At 65.6% G+C, this 26620-nt stretch carries 24 protein-coding genes; 17 read left to right on the top strand and 7 right to left on the bottom strand.

What is annotated here, in order from left to right; all coding sequences use genetic code 11:
• Positions 1-2: 2 nt before the first annotated feature.
• Positions 3-3572 carry a tetratricopeptide repeat protein gene (locus ABD156_RS43835; protein ID WP_344287419.1) on the top strand — a complete coding sequence of 1190 codons (3570 nt, stop codon included), beginning with the start codon at positions 3-5 and terminating at the stop codon, positions 3570-3572.
• Positions 3573-3659: 87 nt separating this feature from the next.
• Here the strand turns inward: ABD156_RS43835 and ABD156_RS43830 are convergent, their stop codons facing one another.
• On the bottom strand, positions 3660-4916 hold the full coding sequence (locus ABD156_RS43830) for a M20 family metallopeptidase (RefSeq protein ID WP_344287418.1): 1257 nt from the start codon (positions 4914-4916) through the stop codon (positions 3660-3662).
• 45 nt (positions 4917-4961) lie between these two features.
• Positions 4962-5600 (bottom strand): hypothetical protein, encoded by a 639-nt coding sequence (locus ABD156_RS43825; protein WP_344287416.1) that lies wholly within the window; start codon positions 5598-5600, stop codon positions 4962-4964.
• 568 nt (positions 5601-6168) lie between these two features.
• Here ABD156_RS43825 and ABD156_RS43820 point away from each other — a divergent pair.
• From ABD156_RS43820 to ABD156_RS43805, 4 genes are read left to right on the top strand one after another with little or no spacing between them, the layout of a single operon-like run.
• A complete protein-coding gene (locus ABD156_RS43820) occupies positions 6169-6780 on the top strand; it encodes a dTDP-4-dehydrorhamnose 3,5-epimerase family protein (protein WP_344287414.1) in 612 nt (203 codons plus the stop codon).
• Positions 6781-6831: 51 nt separating this feature from the next.
• Positions 6832-7830 carry a dTDP-glucose 4,6-dehydratase gene (locus tag ABD156_RS43815; protein WP_344287412.1) on the top strand — a complete coding sequence of 333 codons (999 nt, stop codon included), beginning with the start codon at positions 6832-6834 and terminating at the stop codon, positions 7828-7830.
• A complete protein-coding gene (locus tag ABD156_RS43810; protein WP_344287410.1) occupies positions 7827-9008 on the top strand; it encodes a DegT/DnrJ/EryC1/StrS family aminotransferase in 1182 nt (393 codons plus the stop codon). Before ABD156_RS43815 ends, ABD156_RS43810 begins: the two co-directional genes overlap by 4 nt.
• Positions 9005-9679, top strand: a complete 675-nt coding sequence (locus ABD156_RS43805; protein ID WP_344287408.1) for a formyl transferase — start codon at positions 9005-9007, stop codon at positions 9677-9679. The genes ABD156_RS43810 and ABD156_RS43805 overlap by 4 nt, the downstream gene beginning before the upstream one ends.
• A gap of 13 nt (positions 9680-9692) precedes the next feature.
• Here the strand turns inward: ABD156_RS43805 and ABD156_RS43800 are convergent, their stop codons facing one another.
• On the bottom strand, positions 9693-10841 hold the full coding sequence (locus ABD156_RS43800; protein ID WP_344287406.1) for a UDP-N-acetylglucosamine--N-acetylmuramyl-(pentapeptide) pyrophosphoryl-undecaprenol N-acetylglucosamine transferase: 1149 nt from the start codon (positions 10839-10841) through the stop codon (positions 9693-9695).
• Positions 10842-11303: 462 nt separating this feature from the next.
• On the opposite strand from ABD156_RS43800, the gene ABD156_RS43795 reads away from it, so the two are divergent.
• Positions 11304-12524 (top strand): helix-turn-helix transcriptional regulator, encoded by a 1221-nt coding sequence (locus ABD156_RS43795; RefSeq protein WP_344287404.1) that lies wholly within the window; start codon positions 11304-11306, stop codon positions 12522-12524.
• Here the strand turns inward: ABD156_RS43795 and ABD156_RS43790 are convergent, their stop codons facing one another.
• From ABD156_RS43790 to ABD156_RS43780, 3 genes are all read right to left on the bottom strand, one after another.
• Entirely contained in the window at positions 12525-13175 is a 651-nt protein-coding gene (locus ABD156_RS43790) for an HAD family hydrolase (protein ID WP_344287402.1), read from the bottom strand.
• A gap of 180 nt (positions 13176-13355) precedes the next feature.
• Positions 13356-13574 (bottom strand): DUF397 domain-containing protein, encoded by a 219-nt coding sequence (locus ABD156_RS43785; protein WP_344287400.1) that lies wholly within the window; start codon positions 13572-13574, stop codon positions 13356-13358.
• A complete protein-coding gene (locus ABD156_RS43780) occupies positions 13567-14454 on the bottom strand; it encodes a helix-turn-helix domain-containing protein (protein WP_344287398.1) in 888 nt (295 codons plus the stop codon). The genes ABD156_RS43785 and ABD156_RS43780 overlap by 8 nt, the downstream gene beginning before the upstream one ends.
• A gap of 1396 nt (positions 14455-15850) precedes the next feature.
• Here ABD156_RS43780 and ABD156_RS43775 point away from each other — a divergent pair.
• The 11 genes from ABD156_RS43775 (at position 15851) to ABD156_RS43725 (ending at position 26012) form a co-directional block, all read left to right on the top strand.
• Positions 15851-16363 (top strand): hypothetical protein, encoded by a 513-nt coding sequence (locus tag ABD156_RS43775; RefSeq protein WP_344287396.1) that lies wholly within the window; start codon positions 15851-15853, stop codon positions 16361-16363.
• Positions 16364-17060: 697 nt separating this feature from the next.
• Positions 17061-17306: a helix-turn-helix domain-containing protein gene (locus ABD156_RS43770; RefSeq protein ID WP_344287490.1), complete on the top strand. Its 246-nt coding sequence runs from the start codon at positions 17061-17063 to the stop codon at positions 17304-17306.
• Positions 17303-17743, top strand: coding sequence for an NUDIX domain-containing protein (locus tag ABD156_RS43765; RefSeq protein ID WP_344287394.1), 441 nt, complete (start codon positions 17303-17305; stop codon positions 17741-17743). The genes ABD156_RS43770 and ABD156_RS43765 overlap by 4 nt, the downstream gene beginning before the upstream one ends.
• 149 nt (positions 17744-17892) lie before the next feature.
• Positions 17893-18738 carry a hypothetical protein gene (locus ABD156_RS43760; protein WP_344287392.1) on the top strand — a complete coding sequence of 282 codons (846 nt, stop codon included), beginning with the start codon at positions 17893-17895 and terminating at the stop codon, positions 18736-18738.
• Positions 18739-19343: 605 nt separating this feature from the next.
• Positions 19344-20291: a hypothetical protein gene (locus ABD156_RS43755; RefSeq protein WP_344287390.1), complete on the top strand. Its 948-nt coding sequence runs from the start codon at positions 19344-19346 to the stop codon at positions 20289-20291.
• Entirely contained in the window at positions 20291-20677 is a 387-nt protein-coding gene (locus ABD156_RS43750) for a helix-turn-helix domain-containing protein (protein WP_344287388.1), read from the top strand. The genes ABD156_RS43755 and ABD156_RS43750 overlap by 1 nt, the downstream gene beginning before the upstream one ends.
• A gap of 69 nt (positions 20678-20746) precedes the next feature.
• Positions 20747-21658 carry a Scr1 family TA system antitoxin-like transcriptional regulator gene (locus tag ABD156_RS43745; protein ID WP_344287386.1) on the top strand — a complete coding sequence of 304 codons (912 nt, stop codon included), beginning with the start codon at positions 20747-20749 and terminating at the stop codon, positions 21656-21658.
• Complete coding sequence (locus ABD156_RS43740) at positions 21655-22305, top strand: helix-turn-helix transcriptional regulator (protein ID WP_344287384.1); 651 nt, start codon at positions 21655-21657, stop codon at positions 22303-22305. The genes ABD156_RS43745 and ABD156_RS43740 overlap by 4 nt, the downstream gene beginning before the upstream one ends.
• A gap of 335 nt (positions 22306-22640) precedes the next feature.
• Positions 22641-22940, top strand: a complete 300-nt coding sequence (locus ABD156_RS43735) for a hypothetical protein (protein WP_344287382.1) — start codon at positions 22641-22643, stop codon at positions 22938-22940.
• Between the two features lie 448 nt (positions 22941-23388).
• Positions 23389-24678, top strand: coding sequence for an MFS transporter (locus ABD156_RS43730; RefSeq protein WP_344287380.1), 1290 nt, complete (start codon positions 23389-23391; stop codon positions 24676-24678).
• Positions 24679-24791: 113 nt separating this feature from the next.
• Positions 24792-26012 (top strand): GGDEF domain-containing protein, encoded by a 1221-nt coding sequence (locus ABD156_RS43725; protein ID WP_344287378.1) that lies wholly within the window; start codon positions 24792-24794, stop codon positions 26010-26012.
• On the opposite strand, the gene ABD156_RS43720 is transcribed toward ABD156_RS43725, so the two are convergent.
• The gene (locus ABD156_RS43720; protein ID WP_344287376.1) at positions 26009-26401 is read right to left on the bottom strand and encodes a winged helix-turn-helix transcriptional regulator; all 393 of its coding nucleotides are present in this window, start codon (positions 26399-26401) and stop codon (positions 26009-26011) included. The two genes, ABD156_RS43725 and ABD156_RS43720, sit on opposite strands and share 4 nt — an antisense overlap.
• Positions 26402-26620: the final 219 nt, after the last annotated feature.

The following is a 26620-nucleotide window of genomic DNA, read 5'->3' as shown; positions in this document are numbered from 1 at the left end:
AGATGGAAGGCTATGGATTCCTGCACGGTGCCTACGCCAACGATGCTGTCGATGCTCTCGTCGTGCGTGGGATCTCTGACCTGCTCTCCGGAAAAACCGAGACTGCCGACCAAGAGTGGCAGCCCGCCGCCTCTCAGCACGCCGCCGCGTTCGCGTTCGAACTCCTTGCCCGTACCACCACAAAGCCGCCGAATGACGCGCCCGCCGCGCCGGAGATTCAGAACACGGTCGCTGGAAATCTGTTCGGCCCCGTGCTGCAGGCAGGTCACATCGGCGGATCGGCCGTGCTTGCCGGTCCTGTCACTGTCAACTACCACGGGCAACTCCCGGAGTCCGTGCCCTTGCTGAGTTCCCTGGCCGTTCCCGGTCGTCGGCCTGGTCATCGGACGCGGGGTCGGAGTGGCGTCATCGAGACAGTCGCCGGTGTGGTGCGCAGCGACGAAGCCGCTGTCGTGGTGCTGCACGGCGCGGGTGGATACGGCAAGACGACAGTAGCCGCCGAGGTGGCTCGTGCCGTCGCGGGCGAGGTGGACGTCTGGTGGGTTGATGCAAGCAGCGAGGAAACCCTGATCACGGGCCTGCGTACGGTCGCAATACGAGCCAGCGTAGATCGGGAACGCGTGCACAACGCCTGGTCGTCCGGCACAGAGTCGGCACCTGACCTCCTGTGGGAAGCGCTAGGCGCAGCGACGAAAAAGTGGCTGCTGGTGCTCGACAACGCCGATGATCCCCGGATCCTGGCCCCAGGCGACGGCAGGGTCAGCCGACAGCGTGGCTGGCTTCGAACGCCGCCCGCCGGCACGGGAACGGTACTCGTCACCAGCCGGACGGCCAGCGCGGAGGTTTGGGGCAATGCCCGGCTGCTCCGGGTCGATGCGCTGTCGGCCGACGACGGCGCCCGGGTGCTTCTCGACCGGGTGCCGGACGCGGGTTCCGCGGCAGAGGCGATCACGCTTGCCGACCGTCTGGGCGGGCTGCCGTTGGCGCTGTGGCTGGCGGGCTCGTACCTGGCCTCGGCACGAACCGCGCCGCCTATTCCCGGGCTGGACCTGGCAACGACATTCGAATCGTACCGCACGGCGTGGGAACAGCGGTTCGCTGACGTAACGGACCTGTCCTGGTCAACCGAGCATCCGGACGACCGCGAACTGCTGTCGCGCACCTGGGAACTGTCGCTCGATCTGCTCGAACAGCGAGGTCACCGTCTCGCCCGCCCCTTATTGCGCACGCTCTCCTGTCTGGGACCGTCTCCCGTACCCCACGCGCTCCTCGACGCTGACGTCCTTACCCGTTCACCGCTCTTTCCCGAGCTGACGGCGCCACTGCTGCGAACGTTGCTGGTCGCGCTGGACGACCTCGGCCTTATCCAACCGGGTCAGCATTGTGAAGACGAGGTGGTCAGCATACCAACAGTTGGCATGCATCCTGTTATCCGCGATGCGAACCGGCAACATGTCCAACGCGGCGATCGTCCTAGTTCCTTTGTCGAGATCGCTCTGTACGCACTGTTGCAGTCGATCGAGCCCCTTGATGCGACCCAGCCGGCTACATGGCCGCTGTGGCGCACGTTGATCCCGCACTGTGTACTCGCGCGAACTGTCGCTCGGGACGAGAACGAGTTACGCCGAGTGCGCCTTGGTGCTGCGCTCGTATGCCACCTGGCCGCGTTCTTTTGTCAACGAGCGGGTCTCGACGATGAGGCCGTCGAATTGAACCGAACCGCAGTGGCCTGTCGCGCTGCCATCTTGGGGCCGGACGCGCCGGAGACTCTCGCCGTCGAACACAACCTGGCTAATAACCTGGAATCACTCGGCCGTCTCGTCGAAGCTGAAGCTGGCTACCGCAGGGTGTTGGCGGTCGAACGGGCCGTTCGGGGCGATGAAGATATCGAGACGCTCGTCACGCGCAATGCCTTGGCGGGAGTCCTGCGGGAGCGCGGCGAGCTAAAGGCGGCAGAAGATGAATTCCGGCAAGTCCTCGACATTGTCAACCGTACAAAGATTCCGTACGACCCCAGCGTGTTGAATGTGCACGATGGTTTAGCGGCAACGCTCCGAGACCGCGGAGACCTCGTTGCCGCCGAGGACCTTCTTCGGCAGCTGCTGTCCCATGCGCAACAGCGGCTCGGCGCCGACCATCAGTACACGCTCGGCGTGGCCTTAAACCTTGCCAGCGTTCTCCATGACCGTGCCCGGCTGGATGAAGCAGAACATCTATGCCGACAGATCCTTCCCGTCGCCGAGCGAGTACTTGAGTCGCATCACCAGCAAGTTCTTCAAATTCAGAACCTGCTCGCAACACTGTATTTCGAGCGAGGCGAACTGGCTGAAGCGGAAAACCTGTTTCAGGAAGTTCTGCAGAAGTTTACGGACACCAAGGGAGCGGAGCATTACATGACAATTGCAGTGCGAAGCAACCTTGCTGAAATCTTGGTTCGTCGCGGCCTGCTTGCGGAGGCGGAGACGGAGTTCCGCGCCATTCTTGAAACAAATATCAGGAACCAGGGTCGCGAACACCCTCAAACGCGAGGGTCCTTGCGGGCGCTTGCCCAGGTGTTGACGATGCGTGGCGACGTTTCCTCTGCGGAAGGTATATACCGCGATGCTCTCATTGGACGGCCAGAATCAAGTGCCGGCGGACTTGAAGTGCTGGAGTTGCGAGCGGGGCGCGCCGACGCTCTTCGCGTCCGCGGTGATTATGTGGCGGCCGAGCGTGAATACCGAGATATCGCCGAAATTTCCACGCGGATACATGGCTCTGACCACGTCTTTACGCTAACAATCCTCAATAATCTGTCCACGATATTGCTCGCGCGAGGTTCTGTCACCGAGGCCGAGACTCTGCTTCGGCAAATCCTGGCCAGCCGAGAGCATCTCGGCGACATGAACCCATCTGTTGTCGCGACACGATCGAACCTTGCAGGGGTGCTCCATGCTCGCGGGCATTTGCGGCAATCCGAGCGGGAATATCGTGCGATCTTGCCTATCGCCAAGCATGTGCAGGGCGAAGAACATCCCGATACGCTTGCCATACAATGCAGTCTCGGAACAGTGCTCCGAAATCAGGATAAACTCACGGAAGCCGAGGAGCTGTTTCGAAAAACTGCTACATCTGCTGAGAAGGTGCTTGGATCCAATCATCCAAACACCCTGAAAACTCGAAGCTGCATCGCTGATGTCCTGCGTGAACGTGGAAAGAACGCCGAAGCGGAGCGCGAGTACAGGAGGGTGCTTGACGGACTCGCCAGCGCGGGGCAGGAGGAGTCTGAAACGGCCAGGATGATTCGGTTCAACCTGGCTCTGGCCGTTCGCGACCTAGGCAAGCTTGTCGACGCGGAGGAAATACTCCGCAAGCTCCTCGTCGTCGAGCAACGATTGTTGGGGTCAAAAACTGAGTCGACACTCGTCACGCAGTTGGAGCTGGCGGCCACGCTCTTCCAGCAGCAAAGGCTCATCGAGTGTGAAACCGTGCTGCGCGACCTAATTCTCAAAGCGCAACAGAGCCTTGGGACGCAGCATCAACTGACACAGCATGCGCGCGGCGTGCTGGCACTGTTTTTCAACGGTCATTGAAGTTCTGGTCGTCGGCCTCGAACGTGGTGCGAATCCCGGCGATCACGTGCGCATGACTCGCCCGCCAGCGCAGCAACAGAACCTCGATCAGCAACTGGGTTCCGGCTCGGTCGCCGTGCTTCGCTCTGGCGGTCCGGCGTCGAGCAACGCCAGAACGGTCGCGTGATAGATCGCCTGAACTGTGGGAATGGTGTCCAGCCGGATCCTCTCGTTGGCCCCGTGCAATCCGACGTAGTCCACGCCGAAACCCGCAGTGGCCGGGACTCCCAAGCCCGCGAGGTAATTGCCGATGTTGCTCGGCCCAGCCACCTTGTCCGCGACCTCAACGCCAAATGCCGCGGCGGCGTTCAGGATCGCCGAGCGAATCCGCGAGTCGGCACCCAGCGTGTACGCAGGCCAGTGCGTGTCGACCTGGATCAGCGTCGGACGTGTCTCCGGCCACTCGTCATCTACCTGTGCGACCAGCTGCTGCAGCAGTTCGTCTGCGACGTCGCCGGTGAAACGCGGAGTAGTGCGGACATCGACGTTGAGAATGCACAGGTCGGGCGTGACCGAGAAACCCTGCCCGCCTTCGATGGCTGTCACAGTGAGCTTGCCGGGCAGCGGGAACCCTGCCGCGGTGCCCTCGGGCAGTTGCGCGGACGAGAGACGCTGCACCAGGTACGCGGCCTTCTCGATGGCGCTGGGACTGCTCTTGCTCCCGCCGGAGTGCGATGCCAATCCGTGCACGTGGAGCCGGGCGCGGTGCACTCCGCGGCCGCCGACGACCAGCTTGTCCATGCCTGGGTAGCCGATCATGACTCCGGCGACGTCATCCGGAGCGTCCGGGCCCTCGAAATACCTCTTGGCACCGCCGAAGCCCCCGGTGTGCTCGTCGACATCGATGAGCAGGACCAGCGTGCCGTGCAGGTGTTCCGTCACCGCTGCTACGCGTGCCGCGATGTGGCTGAAGATCGCCGCGCCGGATTTGGAGTCGGCGCTGCCCCGGCCATGAAGCCACCCGTCCTGCACGACCGCGGAGGTCGGTGGATGAGTCCAGGCGTTCTCGTCGCCAAAGCCTGCGGTGTCCAGACAGGCGTCGAGCACCCATCGAGGGCCGGGGTGAGCGCCTGCGATCTCGCATACCAGTCCGACGACAGCACCGGTCTTGTCTGTGAGGACGGAGACCGGCAGTCCTCGCTCGCGCAGCCATGCGCTGAGCCGGTTCAGCGCCGGGTCGTACGGGTCGATGCCGCCCCGGCTGGGAATGGCGACCAGCTCACGGGTGAGGGCCACCACCGACTCGAAGTCTTCTCTCGCTGCGGCCTGCACATCGCGCTTATCGCCGACGTCGATCGAGTCCACGGTCGGCACCTCCCCTCAGCCACGGTCGGACGCCGCTGTCGACGTCTAGCTTGGCACGGCCGGGAGGCTGCGCAGAGCGGCAGCGGTCTCTACTTTCCGCGCTCCGGCGTACAGCTGCCGGGCGTGGTCGATCAGGCGTTCGGCCACGCCTGCTTCGAACTGCATCCCGGAGTCGAACGCCTCGGACGAGGTCAGCGAGGGGATTGGCACTACAGCGCGGGACTCTGAGGCGCAGAAGAACCGTTCCGGGGTGCCGGGATCGTCTTCGACGATGCCGATGTGCAAGGTTTTCAGCCCCAGGCTGCGGTCGTGCGGGTCGCGGACCTGCAGCAGGTCCAGAAGGTGGTCCTTGAGAACCTGATGGCGCGGCGGCCCGAACAGCACCCGGTAGTGCACCAGTTCGGGCTCCGCGGTCAGCGCGCTGTGGATGGTTTCCAGATAGGTCGCGTCCCGGGACCGCGAGCCGACTACGGCCAGGTACCGGCGGGCGTTGCGAACCACATCGGCCATCGCATCGCGCAGGTCGTGGTGTCCGATCAGCAGGCGTGGTTGCTCCGACGGCGTTGTGAGCTGGGTGTCCTGATGCGCGAACAGCACCTCCGGAGGAGAGCCGTAGAAATCGGACAGCATCTTGCGGTACTTGATGCTGGTGACGCGTACTCCGCGTTCCCATCCGGACAACATGCCAGCGGTGACACCTGATGAGCCCCTTTTGGCCCGGCTGTCCAGCTTCTCGCAGACTTGTGCCAACGTGGCCGGCAATGACAGCCGCGCCCGGCGCAGTGGGGACGCGGGCGGGTTGGCGGCTGTCGTATCGCGCTCTGCTCGCTTCTTTCCGCGTCCGTTCCCCGGCATCATGTCCTGCCTTCCCGCCCAGGAAGCAGGTTACGGCTTTCGCCCTTCCGGTTGGGCAAAAGAGGCGACTTCGACGCGAACGGAGTGGTTGGACGTCAGTTGCGGCCACCGGTGTGCGTCGGAGAAGTTCCTGCCCGGTTTTTGTTCACCGTGCCAACGTTCCGCGGGTGCGCTGCCTGCTGTTTCCTCAGCCGAGGTGAACAACTAATGCACAAACAGGCGGCCTAAACCGCGAATTCAATGACATTGCCGCGTCCGCGGTGCTGGGCGATGCTGTCTGGACTTGAAGCGCACGCGTGTCCGGCCGCGGCATGGCAGGACGGGCTTCATGCCTCAGGGCATCACAGCTGATTCTGGGCCATCAGGCACCGCTTGCTCGATTCTGGGAGGAAACGGAATGGAGTCACGGACCGATCCTTTGCCTATCGCTGGCGCGTGGAAGGTCGTGCCCGGGTCGTTCGACGACGACCGCGGCTCGCTGCACGAGTTGTTCCATAGTGGACTGTTTGGTGCAGGCACTGGCATGTCCTGGTCCGTACAGCAGGCGATCTGCTCGATGTCGCGCAGGTCGGTCCTCCGCGGGATTCGCGTGACCACAGTGGACGGTCCGGCGAAGCTCGTGTCCTGTCTGCGCGGCGAGGTGCTGGACGTCGTCGTGGACCTGCGCCTGGGGTCGCCGACATTCAGCCGCTTTCATATCGAGCACCTCAACGAGGACAACCGGACCGCGCTGTACATCGCACCTGGGCTCGGACACGCTTTCCTGTCTCTAGCCGAACGCACGACAGTCCTATACCTGCTGTCACGACCGCACCGCGAGGGAGACGAGCATCCGGTCCACCCGCTCGACCCCGCGCTCGCGATCCCCTGGCCCTCCGACGTCATGCCGATGCTGTCGGCGAAGGACACCGCCGCGCCCACCGCGTCCCATGCGCGCGCAGCCGGACTGCTGCCCGACTACGGCGAATGCCTGCCGTTGAACGGCAGCGGCCCTGCCCGCGCCAGCTGATCAGCATGTCTGCCCGATCTGTCCATCGCCTAGTCCGATAAGGGGAACACCATGCACAAGGTTTTCGTCACCGGCGGCGCCGGGTTCATCGGCTCGCACCTGACGGACCGGCTCATCGCCAGCGCGGACGTCGAGCAGGTCACCGTGCTCGACGCGCTTACCTACGCCGGAGACCGCCGCAACCTCGCCGACGCGGAACAATCGGGCAAGCTCCGGTTCGTCCACGGCGATCTGCGCAACCACGACCTCGTGTCCGCAGTCCTGCCCGGCCACGACTGGGTAGTCCACCTGGCTGCGGAATCCCACGTCGACCGCTCGCTGCGCGACGTCGCGCAATCCGTGCGCACCAACGTCATGGGCACCCAAGCATTGCTCGACGTCGCCATGCGCACCGATGTGGCCAAGTTGGTCCACGTCTCCACCGACGAGGTCTACGGGCCGTTGCCGACCGGATCGGCCGCCGAGGACGCGCCGCTGCGCCCGACAGTGCCCTACGCGTCAAGCAAAGCCTGCAGCGATCTCCTCGCTTTCTCCTACTACATCTCGCAGGGGGTTCCGGTGTGTATCACGCGTAGTTCGAACAACTACGGACCGCGCCAGCATCAGGAAAAACTGATCCCGCGGTTCCTCGCCCTGCTGCTGGCCGGGCAGCCGGTGACCCTGCACGGCGACGGCCGCCACGTGCGCAACTGGCTGCACGTCGCGGACAACTGCCGCGCCATCGACATCGTTCTGCGCAAGGGCACGCCCGGCGAGACCTACAACATCGCGGGCGGCACCGACCTGACGACCCTCGCCTTGACGCGGCTCCTGATCAAGGCCACCGGCAGCAGCGCGGACGCGATTACCCACATTCCCGACCGGCCTGCCAACGACATCCGCTACAGCATGACCTGGGACAAGATCGCGAACCTGGGCTTCGCCCCGATCCGCGACTTTCCCGAAGGCCTGGCGGACACGATCGACTGGTACCGCACCCACCCCGAACGCCTCGCGCTGCGATCCGAAATCTCGCAGCACGCCGCCGAATTCGAGGGAGCACCGGCATGACCGTCGTGACTAGTCCAAGCGGCCTTGCGGCCAACGCGCGCCCATACCTGCACGGGACCGAACTGGCAGCGATCGCCCGCGTGCTCGAAACCGGCCAGTACGGGCACGGCGCGGAAACGGAGCAGTTCGAACGCGAACTCGCCGCGTTCCTCGGCGTCGAGGACGTCGTCGCTGTTGCGACCGGCACCGCGGCCCTGCACCTGGCGCTGCTGGCTGCGGGTGTCGGCCCCGGCGACGAGGTGGTCGTGCCGTCGCTGACCTTCTGCGCCAGCGTGCAGGCCATCCTCGCCACCGGCGCCGCCCCGCGCTTCGCCGACGTCGACCCCACCACGCTCTGCGTCACCGCCGACCATGTCCGCGCCGCGCTCACTCCGACGACCCGCGCGGTTATGCCCGTGCTCTACGGCGGACGCGCCGTCGACCTCGCGCCGATCGCCGCCGACCTTGCCGCCAGGGGAATCGTCGTAGTCGAGGACGCGGCGCACGCCTTCGGCTCTGCGCATCCCGGCGGCCGTCGCGTCGGCACCACTGGCGCGCTCACCTGTTTCAGCTTCGACGCGATCAAATCGCTCACCTGCGGCGACGGCGGCGCCATCGTTCCCCGGACTCCCGACGAAGCGCAGCGGCTGCGCCGAGTCCGGCTCCTCGGCATGGGCGCGGTCCGCGAGGAACGCGTCCGCACCGTGGGCTACCAGGTGCACGAGGCCGGCTTCCGCTGCCACCTGTCCACGCTCCATGCCGCGATCGGCCGGGCCCAGTTGGCCGGATTCCCCGAGATCGCCTCCCGCCGCCAGCGGCTGTGGCGCAGCTACGCCGCCGCGCTGGCCGGGATCCCCGACGTGAGTCTGGTCGACCTCGACGTGGCCCGCTCGGTGCCGTTCAACTGCGTCGTCCGCGTGCCCGCTCCGCATCGCGACACCGTCCACGCCCGTCTCCACGCTGACGGGATACAAGCCGGGGTGCACTACCCGCCCAATCACCGCCAGCCCGCCTTCTCCGCGTGGTCAAGCCCTTTGCCCGCAACCGAAACCCTCGCCGACGAGATCCTGAGCCTGCCGTTCCACCCCGACCTCACCGACGGCGACATCACCCGAGTGGCGGATGCGCTCGCCGCCGCGCTCCGCACCGCACCCACCGGCAGCACGGCAGCGGTCGGGCAGGAAGCGGGAGCACGGTGACCCGCCGCGTCGCCGTCCTCGGCAAAGGCACCCTCGCCGTCCACGCCTGCGAAACACTGGTCCAGCTCCCCGACGCAGTTCTCGACACCGTCGTCCCCGTCCGCCCTGAACCGGAATGGGACATAAGCCTCACCGATACCGTCTCCGCCCGCTGGCCGCAGGCCCACATCATCGCGTCCGGGGACTGGCGTGAGCTGGAACCTGGCCGCTGCGATCTCGTCGTCAGCGTCCTGTACGACAAAATCATCGGCCCTGACCTCGTCGCTTCGACACCGATGATCGTCAACTGCCATCCCGGACGGCTTCCCCAGCACCGCGGCGTACGGCCCGTCAACTGGGCACTGCGCAACGGCGACCACCTCGCCGGGATCACCGTCCACGTAGTCGACGACGGGATCGACTCCGGCGCGATCCTCGGCGAAACCCTGTTCTCAATCTGGCCGGACGTCGACGAAGTCCGCGACGTGTGGCAGCGCGCCATCGGCCACGGCCGCAGACTTCTCACCGACACCCTGCCCCGCCTCGACCGGATCACCCCGCGGCCGCAGGACCCAGCACTCGCGACCACTCACTACAGCCGCGACAACCACCTGCTCGGTGAACGATCCGACTGGACCCGCGCATCGTTCGACCCACAGCAGCGCCCCCGAACCAGCCGGGCCGATCCTTGACCCCGCAGCGGGGTCAGCGACGACCGGCCGCAGCGACGTCGAAGAGGATGCCGACGAGCCGGTCAGCCGCATCCGGTCGGCCCTGTTCCAGAGCCTTCTCGGCCATCGCAGCACGCTTAGTTGGGTTGGCCAGCAACGGTTCGAGCGCGTCGCGCAGGGCCGCAGGACTGGCCTCGTCCAGTAACGCGCTCGCCGCGCCCGCAACCGCCAGCACCCGAGCGTTGTGGGCTTGCTCGCCGCCCGCCGACGACGCGAGGGGAACGAGCACAGAGGGAAGCCCCAACGCGGTCAGCTCCGCGATCGTGCCGGCACCGCTGCGCGAAACCACCACATCGGCCAACGCGAACACATCTGGCAGCTCCCGACCCACGAACCCGACCGGCAGATAGCGTGCCGCACGTTCGTCCGGCACGGTGCCGACGGCTTCGTGCATCCGATCCAGGGCACCCGGCCCGCACTGGTGAATCACGTTCGCCCGTTCCAGCATCCACGGCAGGATCTCGGAGACGAGCCCGTTGATCTGCGCGGCGCCTTGCGCACCGCCGGTAACGTACACCGTCGGCAGCGACGCATCGAACCTCGGCGAGCCCAGCGCAGGCGCGGCCTTCTGCGCGCACCCGCCGAACACTTCCGGCCGGACAGGATTCCCGGTCACCACAGCCCGCCCGCGCGCCCGGCCCGGCAACAACGGCAACGTCGAGGCCGACGAGACCGCCATGACCGTCGCGATCCGTGCCAGGAGGCGATTGGCGAGCCCCAGCCGCACCGTCTGCTCGTGCACGACCAGCGGACGCCGGCATACCCACGCGGCCAGGCTCACCGGAACCGACACGTAGCCGCCGGTTGCCAGCACCACGTCAGGCTTGAACGCGGCGACCGCACGGACCGACTGCACAATCCCGACCGGAACCTTCGCCATGTCCTTGATATTGGCCCACGAAACCATCTTCAACGGGTTTCGCGCGCGCCGAACCTTGCCCGCAACAACCGGGACAAACGGAATATGCTCGTTCCCGGCGACACGCGCTTCCAGCCCGTCAGAAGTTCCGACCCACACCACCTGGACGGCACCGTGCCCTGATACCAGGCGTGCCTGGGCTGTGCGGACCGCGGTGAGCGCCGGATACGTGTGGCCACCGGTACCGCCGCCGGTCACCAGCATGCGAACGGTGCATTCACTTCCGGAATGGCCTGAATTCACGCGTAGTGCCTCTCGTGTCCGAGCCCGGCAGGGCTGCGCTCGTCGGCGCTTGGCAAGCTTGCCACCCCGCCACGACACCGACGAAGGCGGGCAGTCACGCTGCGCGGCTTTGGGACGAGGGGAACCACCGCAAGGCCCATACGTTCGGACGCGGCTCAGCGCGCACAGTTCGGTATTGCTACCGCGGTCGCAACTACAGTTCTTCGCAGGGCATGCAATGAACTGGTGGTGTTCGCCTGGCGACATGCAGAGCAAACGATCCAGCTCCGCGAACCCGATTCGCGCACGCGACGGGGTCGCACATCCGGAGCGAACTTTGCCATCCTGCCCGTATGATGGTTCCGCTGCTGTTATCCACGGGTCCACTATCCAGCCGTGACCTGCGGTCGACGGCGTAAACCCGAACGGGGGAGGACGGCTCAGATGGCTACCCAACCACCACGTTCGCAGTTGCGCGATTTGCGGGAGCGACGCGGTTTCTCCCAGAAGTCTCTTGCTCGTGCCCTCAGAGTCTCGTGGACCACTGTCCAGCGCTGGGAACTTGGCGAATCGTTGCCTCGCGCGACGCACCGCTACGGGTTGGCTCGAATCTTGGATGTCCCGCTCGATGCGCTCGACCAGTTCTTTACCTCTCCGTCGCCGGAACGCCGCACTTCTGCAGGCGCTGTTCACGCGTGTATTCCAGCTCTGCGGCGCGTCCTTGCCGCCCGCGACTTTCCCGAAGACGGGCCGGTGGGGTCGTTTGAACATCTGCGGCAGCGCGTCGCGAGGCTCGTCGGCCAGAGGCTCCAGTCGGACTATTTTGCCCTAGCCGCCGATGCTCCCGCCGTGCTGGCGGAGCTGCACCGAGCGATCGCGAACTCTCCACGCGAACATCGAGGGACCTGTGCACGATTGCTTGTCAACGCATACCGTGCGGCCGACGCCATTGCCGACAAGTACGGCTACTACGACCTCTCGGCGCGGATCATCGATCTTATGTCCGACGCAGCGGTCGACGCCGAAGACGAACTGCTCGTCGCCAGCTGCGCGTACGTGCGCGGCGAGACGTTCTTCGCGACCCTCGACTACGCCACGGGGAGACGCGCGCTAGAAGCAGCTGGCGCGCAGATCCGCACAGCCGACAGTGCAACAGCCGCTGCAACTTATGGCGCGTTGCATATGCGGGCGGCAGTTTTGGCGGCTCGCGGCGGCGATGCGGTGCGCGCGAGAGACCACATCGCCGAAGCACAGCAGTTCGCCTGCAAGGTCAATGAGGGCGTCCACCAGGGAACAGTGTTTGGCCCTGCGTCAGCGCGGATCCACCAGCTTTCCCTCGACGCGGAGCTCGGCGACGTCGGTGCCGCCATGCGTACGGCCGGACGGTGGCGACCGCCGACCAGCCTTCCGGCAGAGCGGCGTTCGCATTTCTACATCGAACTCGGCCGCGTCCGACACCTGGCGGGGCGTAACGACAACGCGATTTCCGCTCTGCTTACGGCCTCCCAGATCGCGCCTGAACACGTGCGAGAGCATCCGCACGTCAACTCGATCGTCCGAACGCTCTGGGAGACGAACGCTGGCTCACCCAGCAAAGGCCTTCTCGAACTCCGTGACAAAGTACTGCCGCTGCAAGCTCTCGTGGAAAGCGGCGGAACTCGTTAGCTATGTCTTCGGTGTGGTGAGCAGGTCTGGCAGTTCCATGAGGTTGTCGATCACCCATTCGGCGTCACGAACCACTACCGGGTCACTGGCCCACAGGTAGCCCCACGGTCCCCGACGGATGAGCGCAGGAAGGAGTCCTGCTGCGCGAGCGGGTGCGATGTCATTATCCCGATGGTCTCCGACATACACGATCTCGCTGGGATCGCCGGGTGCGAAGTCGATGACTTGCTTGAAGAACGCTTGATCTGGCTTCGCGATGCCCCATTCCCCTGAGGTTGCGATCGCGTCGACCGGCAGTTGCAGCGATCGGAGCAGCTCCGCGGCCTTCACGGTCTGATTTCCGGCCACCCCTACCCACAGGCCATGTCGGCGCAGAGACTCAAAAGTCTGGCGCACATCCGGGTAGAGGTCACTCTCGTGGATCTCCTCGCCGACGCCTGCGTCTTCGCGCCGTTGGCGTTCGCCTTCCAGGTCGAAGCCAGGGCGCAGCACCTGGAATGTCTCGGCGTTGTTCCGGCCTGCAGCGGTGACTGCTCCGAGGATGGCAGAGAATGTGTGCCGGGGGACGCCAAGCCAGTCCGCCCAAGCGCCGAACTCGCGCGTGTCATCGAGCAACGTCTCGCCGACGTCGAAGACTACCGATTTAATCATGTCTTCTCCCGCAGAGATCTGGTTCTGGCGTGCGGCCGCGGTTGGCTTGCATCGGGCGTATTGCACACCACGAACCACAGCCGAAGTTCAGGCTCGAACAGCTGCTGCCGCGGCCACCGACGCTGGACAGTTCCAAGCTCGTCCTAGGCGGCGCGGCGTGCCGCATCGGCGGCCGGAGGGTCAACCGTCTCCGTCCGTCTTCTGTCGGATCGCAGCGAGCAGACCTGGCCAGTTGTCCCAGGGAATGGCCAGCATGCCGCCCTTTGGGTCTTTGCTGTCGCGCAGGAACACCTTTGCTTCTCCGAAGGCTACTTCCACGCAGTTCGTTTTTTCCAGGTCGTTGCCGGAGTAGGTGCTCGTGAACCACTCAAGCCGAGCCTCGCTGTCAAGATCACGCATCGCTCGTCAGCACCCCGATCTGTTGGCGGATAAAGGAAGCCGTCTCATCCGGCGACAATGCGGGTCCTTTCCACTGCAGTTCACCCGTTTCACGCGAGAGACCCGCGGCATTGTCGAAGACCTTCGCGAAGCGTTGCACATCGTCTGGGTTGTCCACCACGCTGGCTCCTGCCTGGTACTCGAAGTACACCCACGACGGCACGCCCGGTTCATAGTCAACGAGCGTGAGTCCTCCGGTCGCCGCACCGTAGTCGCCGGCTTCCTTGGGCACGACCTGGAGTGTCACGTTCGGCTGCTGCGCGAGCCTGTCGAGGTGTTCGAGTTGAGCCAGCATGACCGAAGGCTCGCCCACGACACGCGTCAGACAGATTTCGTCCAGAACCGCGTGGTACCAGAGGGGTTTCCGACACTGGTGGTCAAGTCGCACTTGTCGCTGCTTCCGGACCGCTATCGCGCGCCGGGTCGGGTCTCCAAGGGCCTGCGCTAGGGCCATCATGTACCGCTCGTCTTGCATCATGCCGGGGATCAACGTCGTTGCGAGTTCCCGGAGCCCTGTCGCGTCACCGGTCTCGTGCACCAGTCGCCGAAATGCAGCCGACGCGCCCTTAGGCAGGCTGACCGGCTTAGGCTCGTTCTTCGCCGCCTGGTAGAGGCCCCACGCATCCTCCATCACCGGATCTCCGGCGGAGACTCCCACGAATTCGAGGATCGTCTTGATCATGGGCCAGGACGTCTTCAATTCCCCAAGTTCGTATCGGCTGACGCTGGACGGAGCCTGATCGACATGCGTGGCGACTTCATCGACCTTCTTGCCGGATGCCTTTCGGGCACTGCGCAGCAGGCTTCCAAGTTCACGGGTTGTGCGGGTGGAAGTCGCCATGTGCTGAGCATACAGTCCGCGCACGTGCGCGGACTCGCCAAGAGTGCTCGTCCGGCGCTGCTGCTCGGCCGAGCGCCGCACGTTCGACTACCTGAGGTTAGCGAACCCGCCTTCGCTCCCCGAATCGGGTCCCTGACCTGCATAGAACGTCCGAGCTGATCAACGAATCGGCCCAGTGGAGGCACTCGCGAGCCATGCGCGGCCCTGAACGGGTGACCGCTGGCGGTACCGCATTTGCACCGCACTTCCCGCACGTGCGTCGTTCGCGCTTGATTCACGCACGTGCGCATGTCTACGGTTCATGTGTTCGCCGGATGACGCGCAGTAAGCGGTGCGACACGTTGTAAACGGACGTGAGCATCAATCGGCATCCGACAATGTTCGCTTCCCGCTTTGCCGATTCTGGAGTCAAACGCGGACGCGCCGATAGCCGCTTTTCGAGGGGGTTCAACGGATGAATACGGAAGCTGCCTGGGAACTTAGCTCGGCGTTGGCGGCGGTGCGCGACATGCAGTGCACAGTAGTTGTCGATACGACGGCGGGGGTTGGTCCCGCGCGGCGTGTGCTGGGGGAGTTCATCCGAGAACGCACAAGAATCGCGATCGCCGGACCGTGTACTACCGCCGTCTCGCTGGAGATTCCCGTCATTCTTGCCTGTCTCGGAATGCCCAGCTTTCGAGTCGCGCTCTACTGGGCCTTTGCGAGATCTCCCGGGCAGGCAAGCAGCGGCCCCATCGACGCGCCGCGTGTTCCGAGGAGGCCTAGCCAAATGCATCCTCGCAACCTAGCGGAGATCTCGTGAGGTCAAGGCCTGCTGGTCTCTCTTGAGGCATTGCGGCCACCCCGGGGCGTCGGTAGTCGACGGCGCGAGCGTCCCAGGGGATATCGGCGGCGGACGGGCGAGGTCGAGCCCGACGGCGTGCACCTTCTGCCCCGCAGCAGAACGCCCGGGCGCCCTCGCCCGCCTGCCGCCCCATAGCCGCGGTGGAGGCGGCTGGCCCCGACCAGTTGCCTCCACCGCGTTCCACCCCGATTGAGAGGTGTCCGGAATGGCCGGACCAGTTCAACGCCTGTGGACCACGCCCTATACGTGCGGGCGGGACGGCCTGCAGCACGAGATTACCGATGAGGCGTTTCAGGCTGCGCACGAGCGCGGAGTCCCTCTTGTCGCCGTCTGCGGTCGCCAATTGGCATGCTCGCTTGCCATTTCGGCCCCCGGGGCCAGGTGCGCGGCGTGCGTCCGAATCGTTGAACGGTCCCGTGCGCGACAGTGCGAGAAGCAGCGGGCCGTTCTGGTCCTCGTCCAGGGCGGGCGGGAGGGCCGGCATCGCCGACCCCGGTCGGTTCGCTGGCCTCACCGCGTTCACGGGCGAAGCCAGCACTCCCGGAGGGCATCATGAACAACAGTGACAGGCCAGCACAAACCGACGTTGCACACGAGTCCGCCGCGCCGAATGCTGACGGCGGTCTGGACCGCGCCGCGAAGGCCGATGCGAAGCTCCGCAATGTCCTCGGCAGGGTGTTGCGTTCGGTACGCGAAGGCCGGGGGTTCAGCTGGAGCGGCTCGGCTCCTGCGATGGGCACGGGGGCTACCGCCTCACACGAGTTCGGAACTCGCGCTTCGACGGTCGCCCGATTCACGTTGTACTGCAACGTTCGGGGGCTGTCTCCCAGTCGCATGGTCGATCGCGCCTACGGGGAGAAGACCGCCGATGGCACGGCGGTCCTGGGCCTGGCCGAGCTGGCCCGGTCCGGGTATCTGCTCGCATGTTGGGCTGAGAGTCGGTTGGGGGAGCCTCCCCTGTGCTCGATGCGCAGGCTGCCGGTTCCTCTTACCGCGCAGGGCAGTCTGGCTGAAATGTTCGAGCACGACAGGGGCCAGGTTCTCGCCGGCCTGAAAGCAGCCTGACGTGTCCGGGGACAACTCTCCTGCGTCCTCTTACAAGGTGTGCCTTGCACTCTGGCCGTTCGCATTTCGCCGCGAAGCAGTCATGCACAAGGTTCCCCTGCGGCTCCTCTTGCTCCTGTACAGAGGGCGCATGTGGCTCGGGATGAGCGAATGCGGCGTCACCTGCATTGCCGACAAAGAGCCGCCTGACGAACTCAAACCGATGTGGTGCATCAAGTGTTTCCCGGCGGGGACCGTGCCCGTATCGAAAACGAGAGGAGTCATCAGCCGTGAGCGACCGGCCCCGTACCGTCCAGGCTGCAGCAGGAATTCCAGCAGGACGCGAAGAATCCCCAGTCGCAGAGGAGGACGAGATGTGTCTGCTCTCCGTGCCCCGTCACCGTCCCCTGCACGACTGGATCGCCACCCGGACCGCATGGCCGGTCGACGACGTCGACATCCTGCCGGTCGACCGCTAGCGACGAGAGTCCCAGGCGGGACAACGTGATGACGGCGGACATCTCTCGGCGGATTCCGACAGTCGGAAGCACGGCCACCGGACACCAAACGGCGTCCGGACAGGCCGCAGGACTCCGAATCTGTCCGTAGCGGGACGTCAGGCAGCAGTCCAGCGCGCGACATGAACACCTGAATCCAACTGGCCAAGGTAACAAGGCAGTAAGGAAAGGCGGACACCGTGACACCGCCAGCAGTCAGCATCAAGGGGCGTCGGATCACCGGGCCCGCCCGGGACAAGATACGCGAAATACTGAAGACGAAATACGAGAAAGGCGCGACTGTTCGTGCGCTGGCCGAGGAATGCGGGCGCTCGTACGGTTTCGTGCACCGGGTTCTGGCCGAGTCCGGAGTCCGGATGCGCGGCCGGAGCGGGCGGGTCCGCACGGCGCGTCCGGCCGCGCCGCTCGGCACCGGCCCTCAGCATTCGATGGGACATCCGCTGTGAACAACAACGCCCACTACACGCCAGGGCCGCGAGTTGGGGCGTATGCCCTCATCGGCCGAGGCGAGGACATACTGTTCATCACCGACGACACCGGCGCGTTTGTCTTGCCGGGCGGGCCGGTCCGCGACGGCGAGCCCGTCGAGCAAGCCCTCCGCCGCACCGTGCGCGACCAGATCGAGGCCACGATCACCGGACTGCGCTTCTGCTCCGTCGTCGAGCACCGGACAGTCGACGGCCGTCCCTGGTCGTCGTCCGAGCTGGCGTTCCTGTTCGACGTGACGCTCGCCGACACCGACCGCATCGCCGCTCGCCGGCCTCATACTCTCCGATGGGCGGGCGAGGCCGAGGTCGCGTTGCTGCGCCCCGCGGCGATCGCGGACGCGCTCGCGGCCGGAGACCTGTCCGTCGACGTTCCGTGGCGGGCGTGGACACCATGACCTGGCCTCACTTCACCGCGATCGACGGCCGAGACCAGTCCCCGGGCAGCGATGGCGAGTTGCCGCACGCGGAACCGTCTCCTGCCTTGGCTCACGACTCAAGGCAGGGCACAGGGTTGCCCGCAGCCGAGCGCCCGGGGAATGCCCAGGTGTCGTCGCATCCGGTGGCGCAGAGCAGTCGCCGCGCTGCCGCGACCGACGTCGTTCCGGACTTCTCCGAGCTGATCGGGTGCAGTGACGAGCAGTTGGAAGAGCTGGTGCTTGCCAATCTCGGCCCGGACGCGGCCGGACTGTGGGAGGCCTTGCTCGTCCCGCCGCTGCTCGGCCGTGTCCGGGCGATCTTGATCGCGACACAGAACAGGGTCGACAACGACCTCCGCGTGCGGCGGTCGAGGCGTAACGAACGAGGCAGCAGACTAGGCTTCGACCCGGCGTCGCACTACGAACAGCGATACGGCCAGTGGCGCGTCCGCGTCACCGTGTTCAAACGCTTCGTCGAGACCCGACTGGCTCAGACCCGAGCTGCCGCGGTCGACGAAAACCACACGGCATCCGCCCTGAACCAGAGACACCGCAACGCCGTGCGGAGGCTCGCCCAAGCCATCGATTGCCACCGCCGCTCCCTCGGCACGGAGTTCGACCCCGAGCCGGCCGATCGGGAGCTGTGGCAGATCCTCGACGACGTCACCGTTCCCCTGGGACCACACGGGGTTCCGGTCCCCGTCCGCGACATGCTCGACACGTACTGGTCGCCCGAGCAGAACCATCCGAGCCCGTCCCTCAGCCTGTTCTCCTCTGCGGACAGTGACCGTGCGGCCCGGCACCACAGACCGCTCTCGCAACACGGGCAGAAGGGCACGGCCACGGACCCCACTGAGGACGACAGCGGAGGCATGACCGAACCCCCAGCGCCCTGGCCGGAAGACCTGGAGGTATTCGCCGAGGCCGTCCGGCCGACGACGAAACCAACGCGGGAAACCGACGGCGCGAACTAGCATGCCGCCGTCCGGACAGTGGCCGCTGGATTGATGTCCGTGCCCGACCCTGCGTGGCACGTCGGAAGGACAGGAGGTGAGAAACCGTTGCACCCACTGGCAGAGACCGCCGGGACACACCGTCTGCGCGGCAGACACGATGCCCCGCAACAGGAAGCACTCGATCACCGAAGGCCAGCAACGGTCAACGGGAGCCGACGGGACCCGCTGAACGCCTGCCACTGCGGACTGCACGTCCTGTCCCAGGAGATCACGACGGACGCGGCATCCGGCCGCGTCGATCCCAAGACGATCCAGTTCGCCTACCTCGAAATCACCAGTGACCACGGACCGAACGGCCGGACGTGCAACACGCACCACAAAGACTTCTGCACCAACAACTTCGATGAAGCCGTTCCCTCACTCGATTGCAAATGCGGACTCTGCGGCCTCTGCGACGCGGCACAGACGGTCACCGCAGTGTGGTCGCACACGACCGACACGGCAACCGGATGGAATACGACAGAACTGACCACCCAAAGACACGGACTCATGAAATGTTCGACCAGCACACGCCGGAGCAGCCGATGATGCCCGATCACCTTACGGGTCACGGAACCGCAGCCGTGAGAGACCACACCGCACCGCTGGCATGGCGACGGCTCTACGACGCTCCTGGATTCGTCCACGAAACCCCCGACCACCGCGGGCGAACATGGCGGATGTGGTTCGCCGACACCGACACAGCCCGCGACCCTCATCCCCGCGGCTGGCGGCTAGCCCCGGTCGCCGCCTTCGACCAGATCGCCTTCGTCCCGCATACCGGCGACGGCCAGGAATTCGACGTCGCCGCAGCGCTGATCGCCGCAGACGTAGCCGCGTGCGACCTGCGCGACCGCGCAGGACCGCTGCGGCCCGCCGGAGCGCGTCCCCCTGCCGAAGCAAGCATCCAACTGCTGGACGACGCCGAACCGACCAGCCTGCACCTGCACCTCCCAGGCCGACAACACTCATACGGCGTCGTGGTGACGCTGAATCTGGACACCGGCGAACTGACCGCGCGCATCGCCGAAGGAGCACTGCCGGACCGGACCGCCTGGTGGGCGATCCCGTGCGTGACCACCGCCGCGGCGAACCGTGTCCTGCATGAGATCGCCGACCTGACACCCCCGCTGCTCACCGCCGATCCAGCCGCGCCGTACTGGGTCCGCGGCCCCGCCGAGCACGCGCGTCGCCGGATCCGCGAGCACCTTGCGTCGGCTTTCTCCGACGACGACCTAGTGCTCGGCATGTACGCCGGCGAATGGTTCGAGAACGACCCGGCATCCTCCGGGATCACTGCCGCAACCCGAGACGACGAACTGGCCAAGTGGGCCACGGCATACGAGAAGAAGGTCGCGTCAGGACGCTGGCGGCGGTTCTTCCCGCAAGGCTTGGACATCGGCAAGTGCCGGTACGTGGTGCTCCGCGGCACCCGCCTGTGGGCCAGCACGCACCGCGACCTGTTGCGCGAGCGGTCTCACGCAGCTCGACATCCGCCGTCGCGGGATCGTGCCGAGCACCGGCTGCTGTGATGCCGGCCCACACCCCTGAGCGGCAGGCCCGCAACCAGAAAATGGCGCAGGACTACCGGGACGGCAAGACGATCACGGCGATCGCCGCTGCCTACGGGCTGTCGCTGAGCTGGACCGGCCGGATCCTCCGGCAGGAGGGCGTCGCCATGCCTCCCATGCAACAAGGGGTGAAACGCGAACTCAATGTCGCGCCAGTCGTCCGCGACTATCAGCGCGGAGCCACCATCCAAACAGTCGCGAGCACCCACCACGCCTCATACGGCACGATCCGCCGACTGCTCCTGCGCGAGAAAGTCGCCATCCGGCCCCACGGCGGCCAGAACGCGATCACCCCCGTGACACGGGTGATAGCAGCCTCCGCCGGCCGAAGGAGGCGAAAACGGTAGGCCGTGCCTCCACTGCACTGGTCCGTACAGGTCCGACGTCGACAGCAGCACGAGAACATGGACTTATTCGTGACGAAGAGCCACAACGCATCTCAGCCGTCGCCGCGGCACCTGTTGCTCGGTGCCGTCCTGCACGCACAACGCAGCAAGGCCGAGATGACTCTGCGCGAGGTGGGGGATCTGATCCACAAACACCACTCGCAAATCGCGCAGTGGGAACTCGGCGTGCGCAAGCTCGACGCCGAGCACGTGGGAGGAATCCTCTGCGCTCTGGCCGTCTCCCCTGACGACCACGCCTACATCTCCGGCCTCGCGAGGACCACTGACCCCAGCGTGGTCATCCTCCAGCCGGCACACCACCGCCATCATGCCGAGGCGCGGAAACACTTCACCCAACTCGCCATGTCTTTCGCGGACTACCACCCGACGCTGATACCCGTCTCCGTGTGGACATCCGACTACGCACGCGCCGTCCTGAAAGATCACGGCGCGTCCCCCGGAGAGATCGGGGAGTTTGTCAACGCCCAGGCGGCACAGCGACGGCTTCTGCGGACCCCAACTAGGGATTCACGCAGGAAACAGGTCGAGGTCTTCGTCGGCGAACCCGCTCTGTCCGGGCCCGTCCCGGCACCGAACATCGTCTTGGGCCAGCTCCGATTCCTGCGCGCGCTGGGAAACGCGACTCGCATGGTCAGGGTGCGCGTCCTTCCGTCGGAGATCTGCTCCCGGCCCTCGCTGCGGGATCCATTCACCTGCTACGAGACATCCGCGGGTCCTGTCGCCTACTTCGCACACCACAGCGCCGGCGTCTTCGCGCCCGACAACGGGGCCTACCAGCGGTTGACCGCAGACCTGCGCCTGCTCGCGTTGTCCACGACAGCGTCCCGACGGGTGATCGACGACCGCATCCAGGAACTCGACGCACCCGTGCCGGCGACAGAAGCCTCCTGTACACCCAAAGCGAGCGAGGCCCGCTCGTGACACGCGAGCCGACACCCGCCTCCACCGTCGGTGATACATGCACACCGGACGCTGCTGGCGAACCGCCCGAGACAGCGGGAGCTTTCGTGCGCAGGCACCGTCAGGCGTTGAAACTCAGCATCGACGGCCTGGCGAGGCGCTCCGGCATCAGCGCCTCCGCCATCGGAACCCTCGAACGGGGCCGCACCCCGCTGCGATCGCTGTGGAGCGCGGCCGCCTTGGCCTACGCCCTGAAAGCCGACCCGTACGCGCTCGCCGTAGCCGCGGGCCGTAGCTTCCCCACAGCCGAGGGCTCAGACCGAGACCAGGGACCCCGCCGCAGCGCCAGCGTGGCCGACATCGCGGGCTCTCGCCGGTCCGTGGCCCGTTTCGGTGAGGTGCTCTACCTGTGGCGCATCAAGCACAATCGCACTCTGGCCTACGTCGCCCGACTGTCGGGCACCGATCGCTTGCGGCTGTCGAGGATCGAACGCATGACCGCCGCGCCGTCGATACCCACCGTCGTGAAGATCGCCGACGGCTTGGACCTGCCGCGCACGGAGATGCTGGTCGTGGCCATGCGCGACCAGCTCTGCCGCAACCTGTACGCCCGCGAGGGCATGGTCTACGCACCACACGTGCGCGACCTGTACACCCGATCCAGGTGATGGCGGCGGCCAACCCCACACGACAGGTCTGCAGAGCCCACCACCGTCGAACCTGCGGACGACCGATCCCGTCCGGAGACTCGGCCTGTGCGGGCGGTCGTCGAGGCACGCTGCAGCACACGCGGATGCCCGGGAAGCGGCACAGCCGGCCGTCACGTGCCGAACACGCATCTCGCAGCTCCAGATCGATCACCTTGTGACGAACGGCCAATTTGACTTCAATATCGAACACATGTTCGGATTCGGCTTGGGTCGACGACAACCGTGGACGGCCCGGCAACGTGGATGCGAGCAGGTGACCTGAAGTGAATGAGCGGCCGTCAACCGTGCGGAAAGTGGACCCGCCGGTTCCCGTCTGGGTGAGCGTGCGCAAGCTGCTCCCGCTGGGCACCGAGATCCTCGCGCCCCGCAACCGCGCCGGCCTGCGGATCGAGACCGAGCTTCCCGGCCTGCTGTTCGAATGGGCCCGTCGCGAAGACGGCGGCCTGCTTGGCTGGGTCACCTATCAACTCGTCACTGCCGACGACCAATGGTCACGTCCGGTCAGCCACTACGTACCGGCGCACCTGGTCCGTCGGCGAGGACCCGCCCGACGTCAGCAATTCGGCGACCGCCGACCTCGAACCCACGGCTAGCGGCCAGCCGCGTCGCTGGAGTCCGATGCCCTGTCGTCACTACGGTTGATCTCGGGGCGAGCGCGCAACGTTGCGAAAGCTGTTGCACGGCATCAAGAACTCCTGGTCGCGTTGGCGAAACGAACTACGGCAGATGCGCACCGGCTGAGGCCTGACGGCAGTCGGAGCCGCCTTCAGTGCGGATCGGCAGCGAGTCCGCCACACAGGCGGCTCCGGTCACGGCGATCTCGTTCTCGCGCCGGATCGACCATCCTGCGTTGTCGCTGCTCCGAACAAGTGAACGGGAGTGGCCCGCAAGTCACGGTCCGTACGCAGATTGATTCTTACGTGTGAACATCTCGCTGTTTGTGTCCACTTAGGCACGCTCCGGCATACCTTAATAGACCAAGATCTTCGGCCGGGGAGAGCCGTTGATCGGCTTGTGAGCTTCCGGGGAGGGGGCGAGCAGATGCAGTTTGGCGTACGCGGAAACTTCGCGGCAGTCCTGCGATGCGGTGAGTTCCGCACGATGTGGCTGGCGGAGACGTTCTCGGTTGCCGGGGATCAGCTTGCCCGGGTTGCCCTGGCCCTGCTGGTCTACGGTCGCACGAACTCTGCGTCTCTCACGGCACTGAGCTACGCGCTGACCTTCGCACCTGCGGTACTGGGCGGCTTTCTCCTGTCCGGCCTCGCAGACCGGTATCCACGCCGCACGGTGATCATCGTGAGCGACGTCATCCGGGGTTGCCTGGCAATCTCGATGGCGATTCCAGGACTCCCGTTGCCTGCGTTGTGGTGCCTCATCGGGCTGTTGACGTTGGCCGGTGCGCCGTTCAAGGCAGCCCAGTTGTCTCTCCTGCGCGACGTGCTTCCGAACCGGCAATATCAGGCGGGCCTTGGGTTGCGGCAGATCACCACGCAGATCGCGCAAGTCGTCGGTTTCGGAGTTGGCGGCGTGCTTGTCGTCGCGATCCGCTCCGAACCGGTGTTGCTGCTCAACGGCGCTACGTTCCTGCTGAGCGCGCTCGCCGTCTTGCTCGGTGTTCGATCACGTCCGGCGTCGCGGGCTGGCTCCGCCGCCGCGGAGCGGTCCGCTGCGGCTGTCGATGAGCGTCTCGGTCCGCGCCTCGTCGCGCCGGTGATCTTGATTTCGCTCACCGGCCTGTTGGTCGTTCCGGAAGGCGTTGCGGCACCGTACGCAGGCGCGCTCGGAGCGACTTCGTTCGCCGTCGGCTTGCTGATGGCAGCAGACCCCATTGGCAGCGTCTTGGGAGGGTGGTGGGCAAGTCGAGAGGACTCGCTGCCGTCCGCGCGGAGCGTAGTGATTCCGGCGATCGCGGCAGGTCTTCCGCTGCTGGCCTCGGCGGCGGTGCCGTGGTTGGTCGGGTCAGCGGTGCTGTGGGCCGTCTCGGGCGCGCTGTCGACGGTGTACCTGATTCGGCTGCAAGGAGTCGTCGCCGAAATCGTGCCGGACAGCAAGCGGGGCACAGTCATGGGCAGGATGAGCACTTGTCTGCAAACTTCCCAAGGGGCGGCGATTGTCGTCGCCGGTCTCGCCGCTGACCAGGTGGGACCAGTGGCCACCGTGGCAGCGTCGGGGCTGACGGCGTCTGTGCTTGCTCTTGGTGCGGCGATCGTCTGGAAGGGGGCTCGTCCGCGCCAGGTGAGATCTGCCGAGGACGAGCCCGCGTCAGGAGCGCGAAAGCTGTCACCAGTCCTTGTTGCGCATGAAACCCCCTCCCGGGACATCCGGCTTTAGGAAGGACCGAGCCTGGGACAAGTCGTAAAAGCCGCAGCCCTCCCCATGGGAACGGAAGCGAGTTCAGTATGCAACGTGTAACCGATTCAGGGCAGTCTCGCGGTCTGAGCCGGGTGAACAGTTGGCCGATCTGGTCACTTCCCGTGCGTGTCCGCGCGCTCGTGGTGACCGTGGTGCTGGCGGCGACGGCAGTTCTAGTCGCCGACTCAGTGTCCGCGCGAGTGACGTTCCACGACATGCGCAGTTGCCTTGTTCTCGTCGGTCTCGGGATCGTCGCGGCCGAAATGGGTCGCCAGGTCGAGCGTCGCCGTCGCCGGTTCGCTGATACCCCGCACGTGAACTTCTCGTCGGTCTGGACACTGGCTGCAGCATTGATTCTCCCCGGAGTGCTCGCGTTTGCCGTCGTAGTCGTGCTTTACCTGCACTTGTGGCTGCGGAGTTGGCGCGGCATCTCAGGTATCCACATGCACCGCACGTTGTTCAGCGCCTGCAACGTGATCTTGTCCTGCCACATCGCGGCCTGGTGCGCGCGCGGCTTGCTCGTCGTTCCGATCGGACCTGACCGCGGAGTCTTCAGCCTGCTTGGCGCGGCCTCGGTGGTGGCGGTCTACTTCACGGTCAACTCAGTCGTGGTCGGTACTGTAATCAGGCTGTCGTCGGGCAAATGCTCGCGGAGGCGGCTGATCGGACGAGCGGATGAAAACCTGCTCGAACTGGCGACGCTGTGCATGGGGGTCGTCGCGGCTGCGCTGCTCACGTTGGCTCCGTGGCTGGCCGCCTTCTTGTTCTTCCCCTTGTACGCACTGCATCGTTCCGCGTTGGTTCGGCAGTTCGAGCAGGCGGCTACCCGTGACCCGAAGACTGGGGTCCTCAATGTCGCCAGCTGGCGGGCGCTGGCGGAGAGCGAGCTTAGGCGGGCGCAGAAGGTAGGCGGGAATCTCAGCCTCCTGCTGATCAATGTGGATCAGTTCGCTCTGGTGAATGTCGTACATGGCGAAGTCGTTGGCGACAGAGTTCTCAAGGCGGCCGGAGCGGCGATTAGTTCGGTCGTCCGGAACAAGGACCTGTGCGGACGGCTCGGCGGAGACGAATTTGTCGTGATGCTTCCGGGTTGCAGCGGGGAACAAGTCCTCTCGATCGCGCACCGAATTCGCGAAAGTGTTGCGACAATTGACGCTAGGTCCACATCCGAACAGTCGATCCAGATCACTGTTTCGATCGGTGCCGCTGCGTCCCCTGCGGCAGGAACGGACCTCGACGACTTGCTTCGTGCTGCCGACAATGCCCTGTTCGCAGCAAAGGACGGCGGCCGCAACCGGGTGGTTATCGGCTAGTCAGGGGACGTGGTCTCGTCCTCCATTGCGGCGATGACCTGCCGCTGAGCAGCCCAGCTGGCAAGCGGCCTCAACATGCTCAGCAGCTCCTTGCCGTCCGCACTGAGCCGATACCAGACCTTGGTGAACTTGTCGCCCGCGCCGCGACGCTCGACCAGGTGATTGGCTTCCAGCCTCCGCAGATGGTCGCTCAGCACCTTCGAGGTCAGCGGCTTCGTGTGACTGGTCCAGCCCAGCCGTTCCTCTGCCTTGTTCACCTCGTCCCGAAGCTCGGAGTAGTTCCGCTCCCCGACCGCGAGCGTAGCGATGATCGCGACGGTCCACTGCCCTTCTAGGAGAGTCAACAGGTCATGAAGGCTCCGACGGTAGGACGCGTTCCAGTCGCTCATTGTTCGGTGCTTACACGATCACGGCACCCCGTGCCACTACGCCGCAAATCCGGGAGACCAGGACCGTGAACATTGGACTGAACGGGTGACAATCCGTCGTGCAACTTCAAAGTCGCACGGGTACTTACGTTGCGGTCGCACGAGGTCAGTGAGCTAGACCTGTGACTCACCGGGGGACAACGGCCCCTGGGGACGGAAGCAGCGAGGTGCCCGGCTGCT

It is taken from the genome of Amycolatopsis albidoflavus (assembly GCF_039525725.1).
Lineage (GTDB): Bacteria > Actinomycetota > Actinomycetes > Mycobacteriales > Pseudonocardiaceae > Amycolatopsis > Amycolatopsis albidoflava.
Note: the sequence above shows the minus strand (reverse complement) of the source record. Positions and strands in the feature narration are given on the sequence as shown.

Excerpts from the sequence above, each read along its gene's own strand:
- ABD156_RS43800 (WP_344287406.1), bottom strand. The coding sequence starts at position 10,841 with ATGCTGGTGACCGGCGGCGGTACCGGTGGCCACACGTATCCGGCGCTC.
- ABD156_RS43790 (WP_344287402.1), bottom strand. The coding sequence starts at position 13,175 with ATGATTAAATCGGTAGTCTTCGACGTCGGCGAGACGTTGCTCGATGAC.
- ABD156_RS43720 (WP_344287376.1), bottom strand. The coding sequence starts at position 26,401 with ATGAGCGACTGGAACGCGTCCTACCGTCGGAGCCTTCATGACCTGTTG.
- ABD156_RS43815 (WP_344287412.1), top strand. The coding sequence starts at position 6,832 with ATGCACAAGGTTTTCGTCACCGGCGGCGCCGGGTTCATCGGCTCGCAC.
- ABD156_RS43810 (WP_344287410.1), top strand. The coding sequence starts at position 7,827 with ATGACCGTCGTGACTAGTCCAAGCGGCCTTGCGGCCAACGCGCGCCCA.
- ABD156_RS43775 (WP_344287396.1), top strand. The coding sequence starts at position 15,851 with ATGAACAACAGTGACAGGCCAGCACAAACCGACGTTGCACACGAGTCC.
- ABD156_RS43825 (WP_344287416.1), bottom strand. The coding sequence starts at position 5,600 with ATGTTGTCCGGATGGGAACGCGGAGTACGCGTCACCAGCATCAAGTAC.
- ABD156_RS43835 (WP_344287419.1), top strand. The coding sequence starts at position 3 with ATGGAAGGCTATGGATTCCTGCACGGTGCCTACGCCAACGATGCTGTC.
- ABD156_RS43780 (WP_344287398.1), bottom strand. The coding sequence starts at position 14,454 with ATGGCGACTTCCACCCGCACAACCCGTGAACTTGGAAGCCTGCTGCGC.
- ABD156_RS43750 (WP_344287388.1), top strand. The coding sequence starts at position 20,291 with ATGCCGGCCCACACCCCTGAGCGGCAGGCCCGCAACCAGAAAATGGCG.
- ABD156_RS43820 (WP_344287414.1), top strand. The coding sequence starts at position 6,169 with ATGGAGTCACGGACCGATCCTTTGCCTATCGCTGGCGCGTGGAAGGTC.
- ABD156_RS43785 (WP_344287400.1), bottom strand. The coding sequence starts at position 13,574 with ATGCGTGATCTTGACAGCGAGGCTCGGCTTGAGTGGTTCACGAGCACC.
- ABD156_RS43795 (WP_344287404.1), top strand. The coding sequence starts at position 11,304 with ATGGCTACCCAACCACCACGTTCGCAGTTGCGCGATTTGCGGGAGCGA.
- ABD156_RS43730 (WP_344287380.1), top strand. The coding sequence starts at position 23,389 with ATGCAGTTTGGCGTACGCGGAAACTTCGCGGCAGTCCTGCGATGCGGT.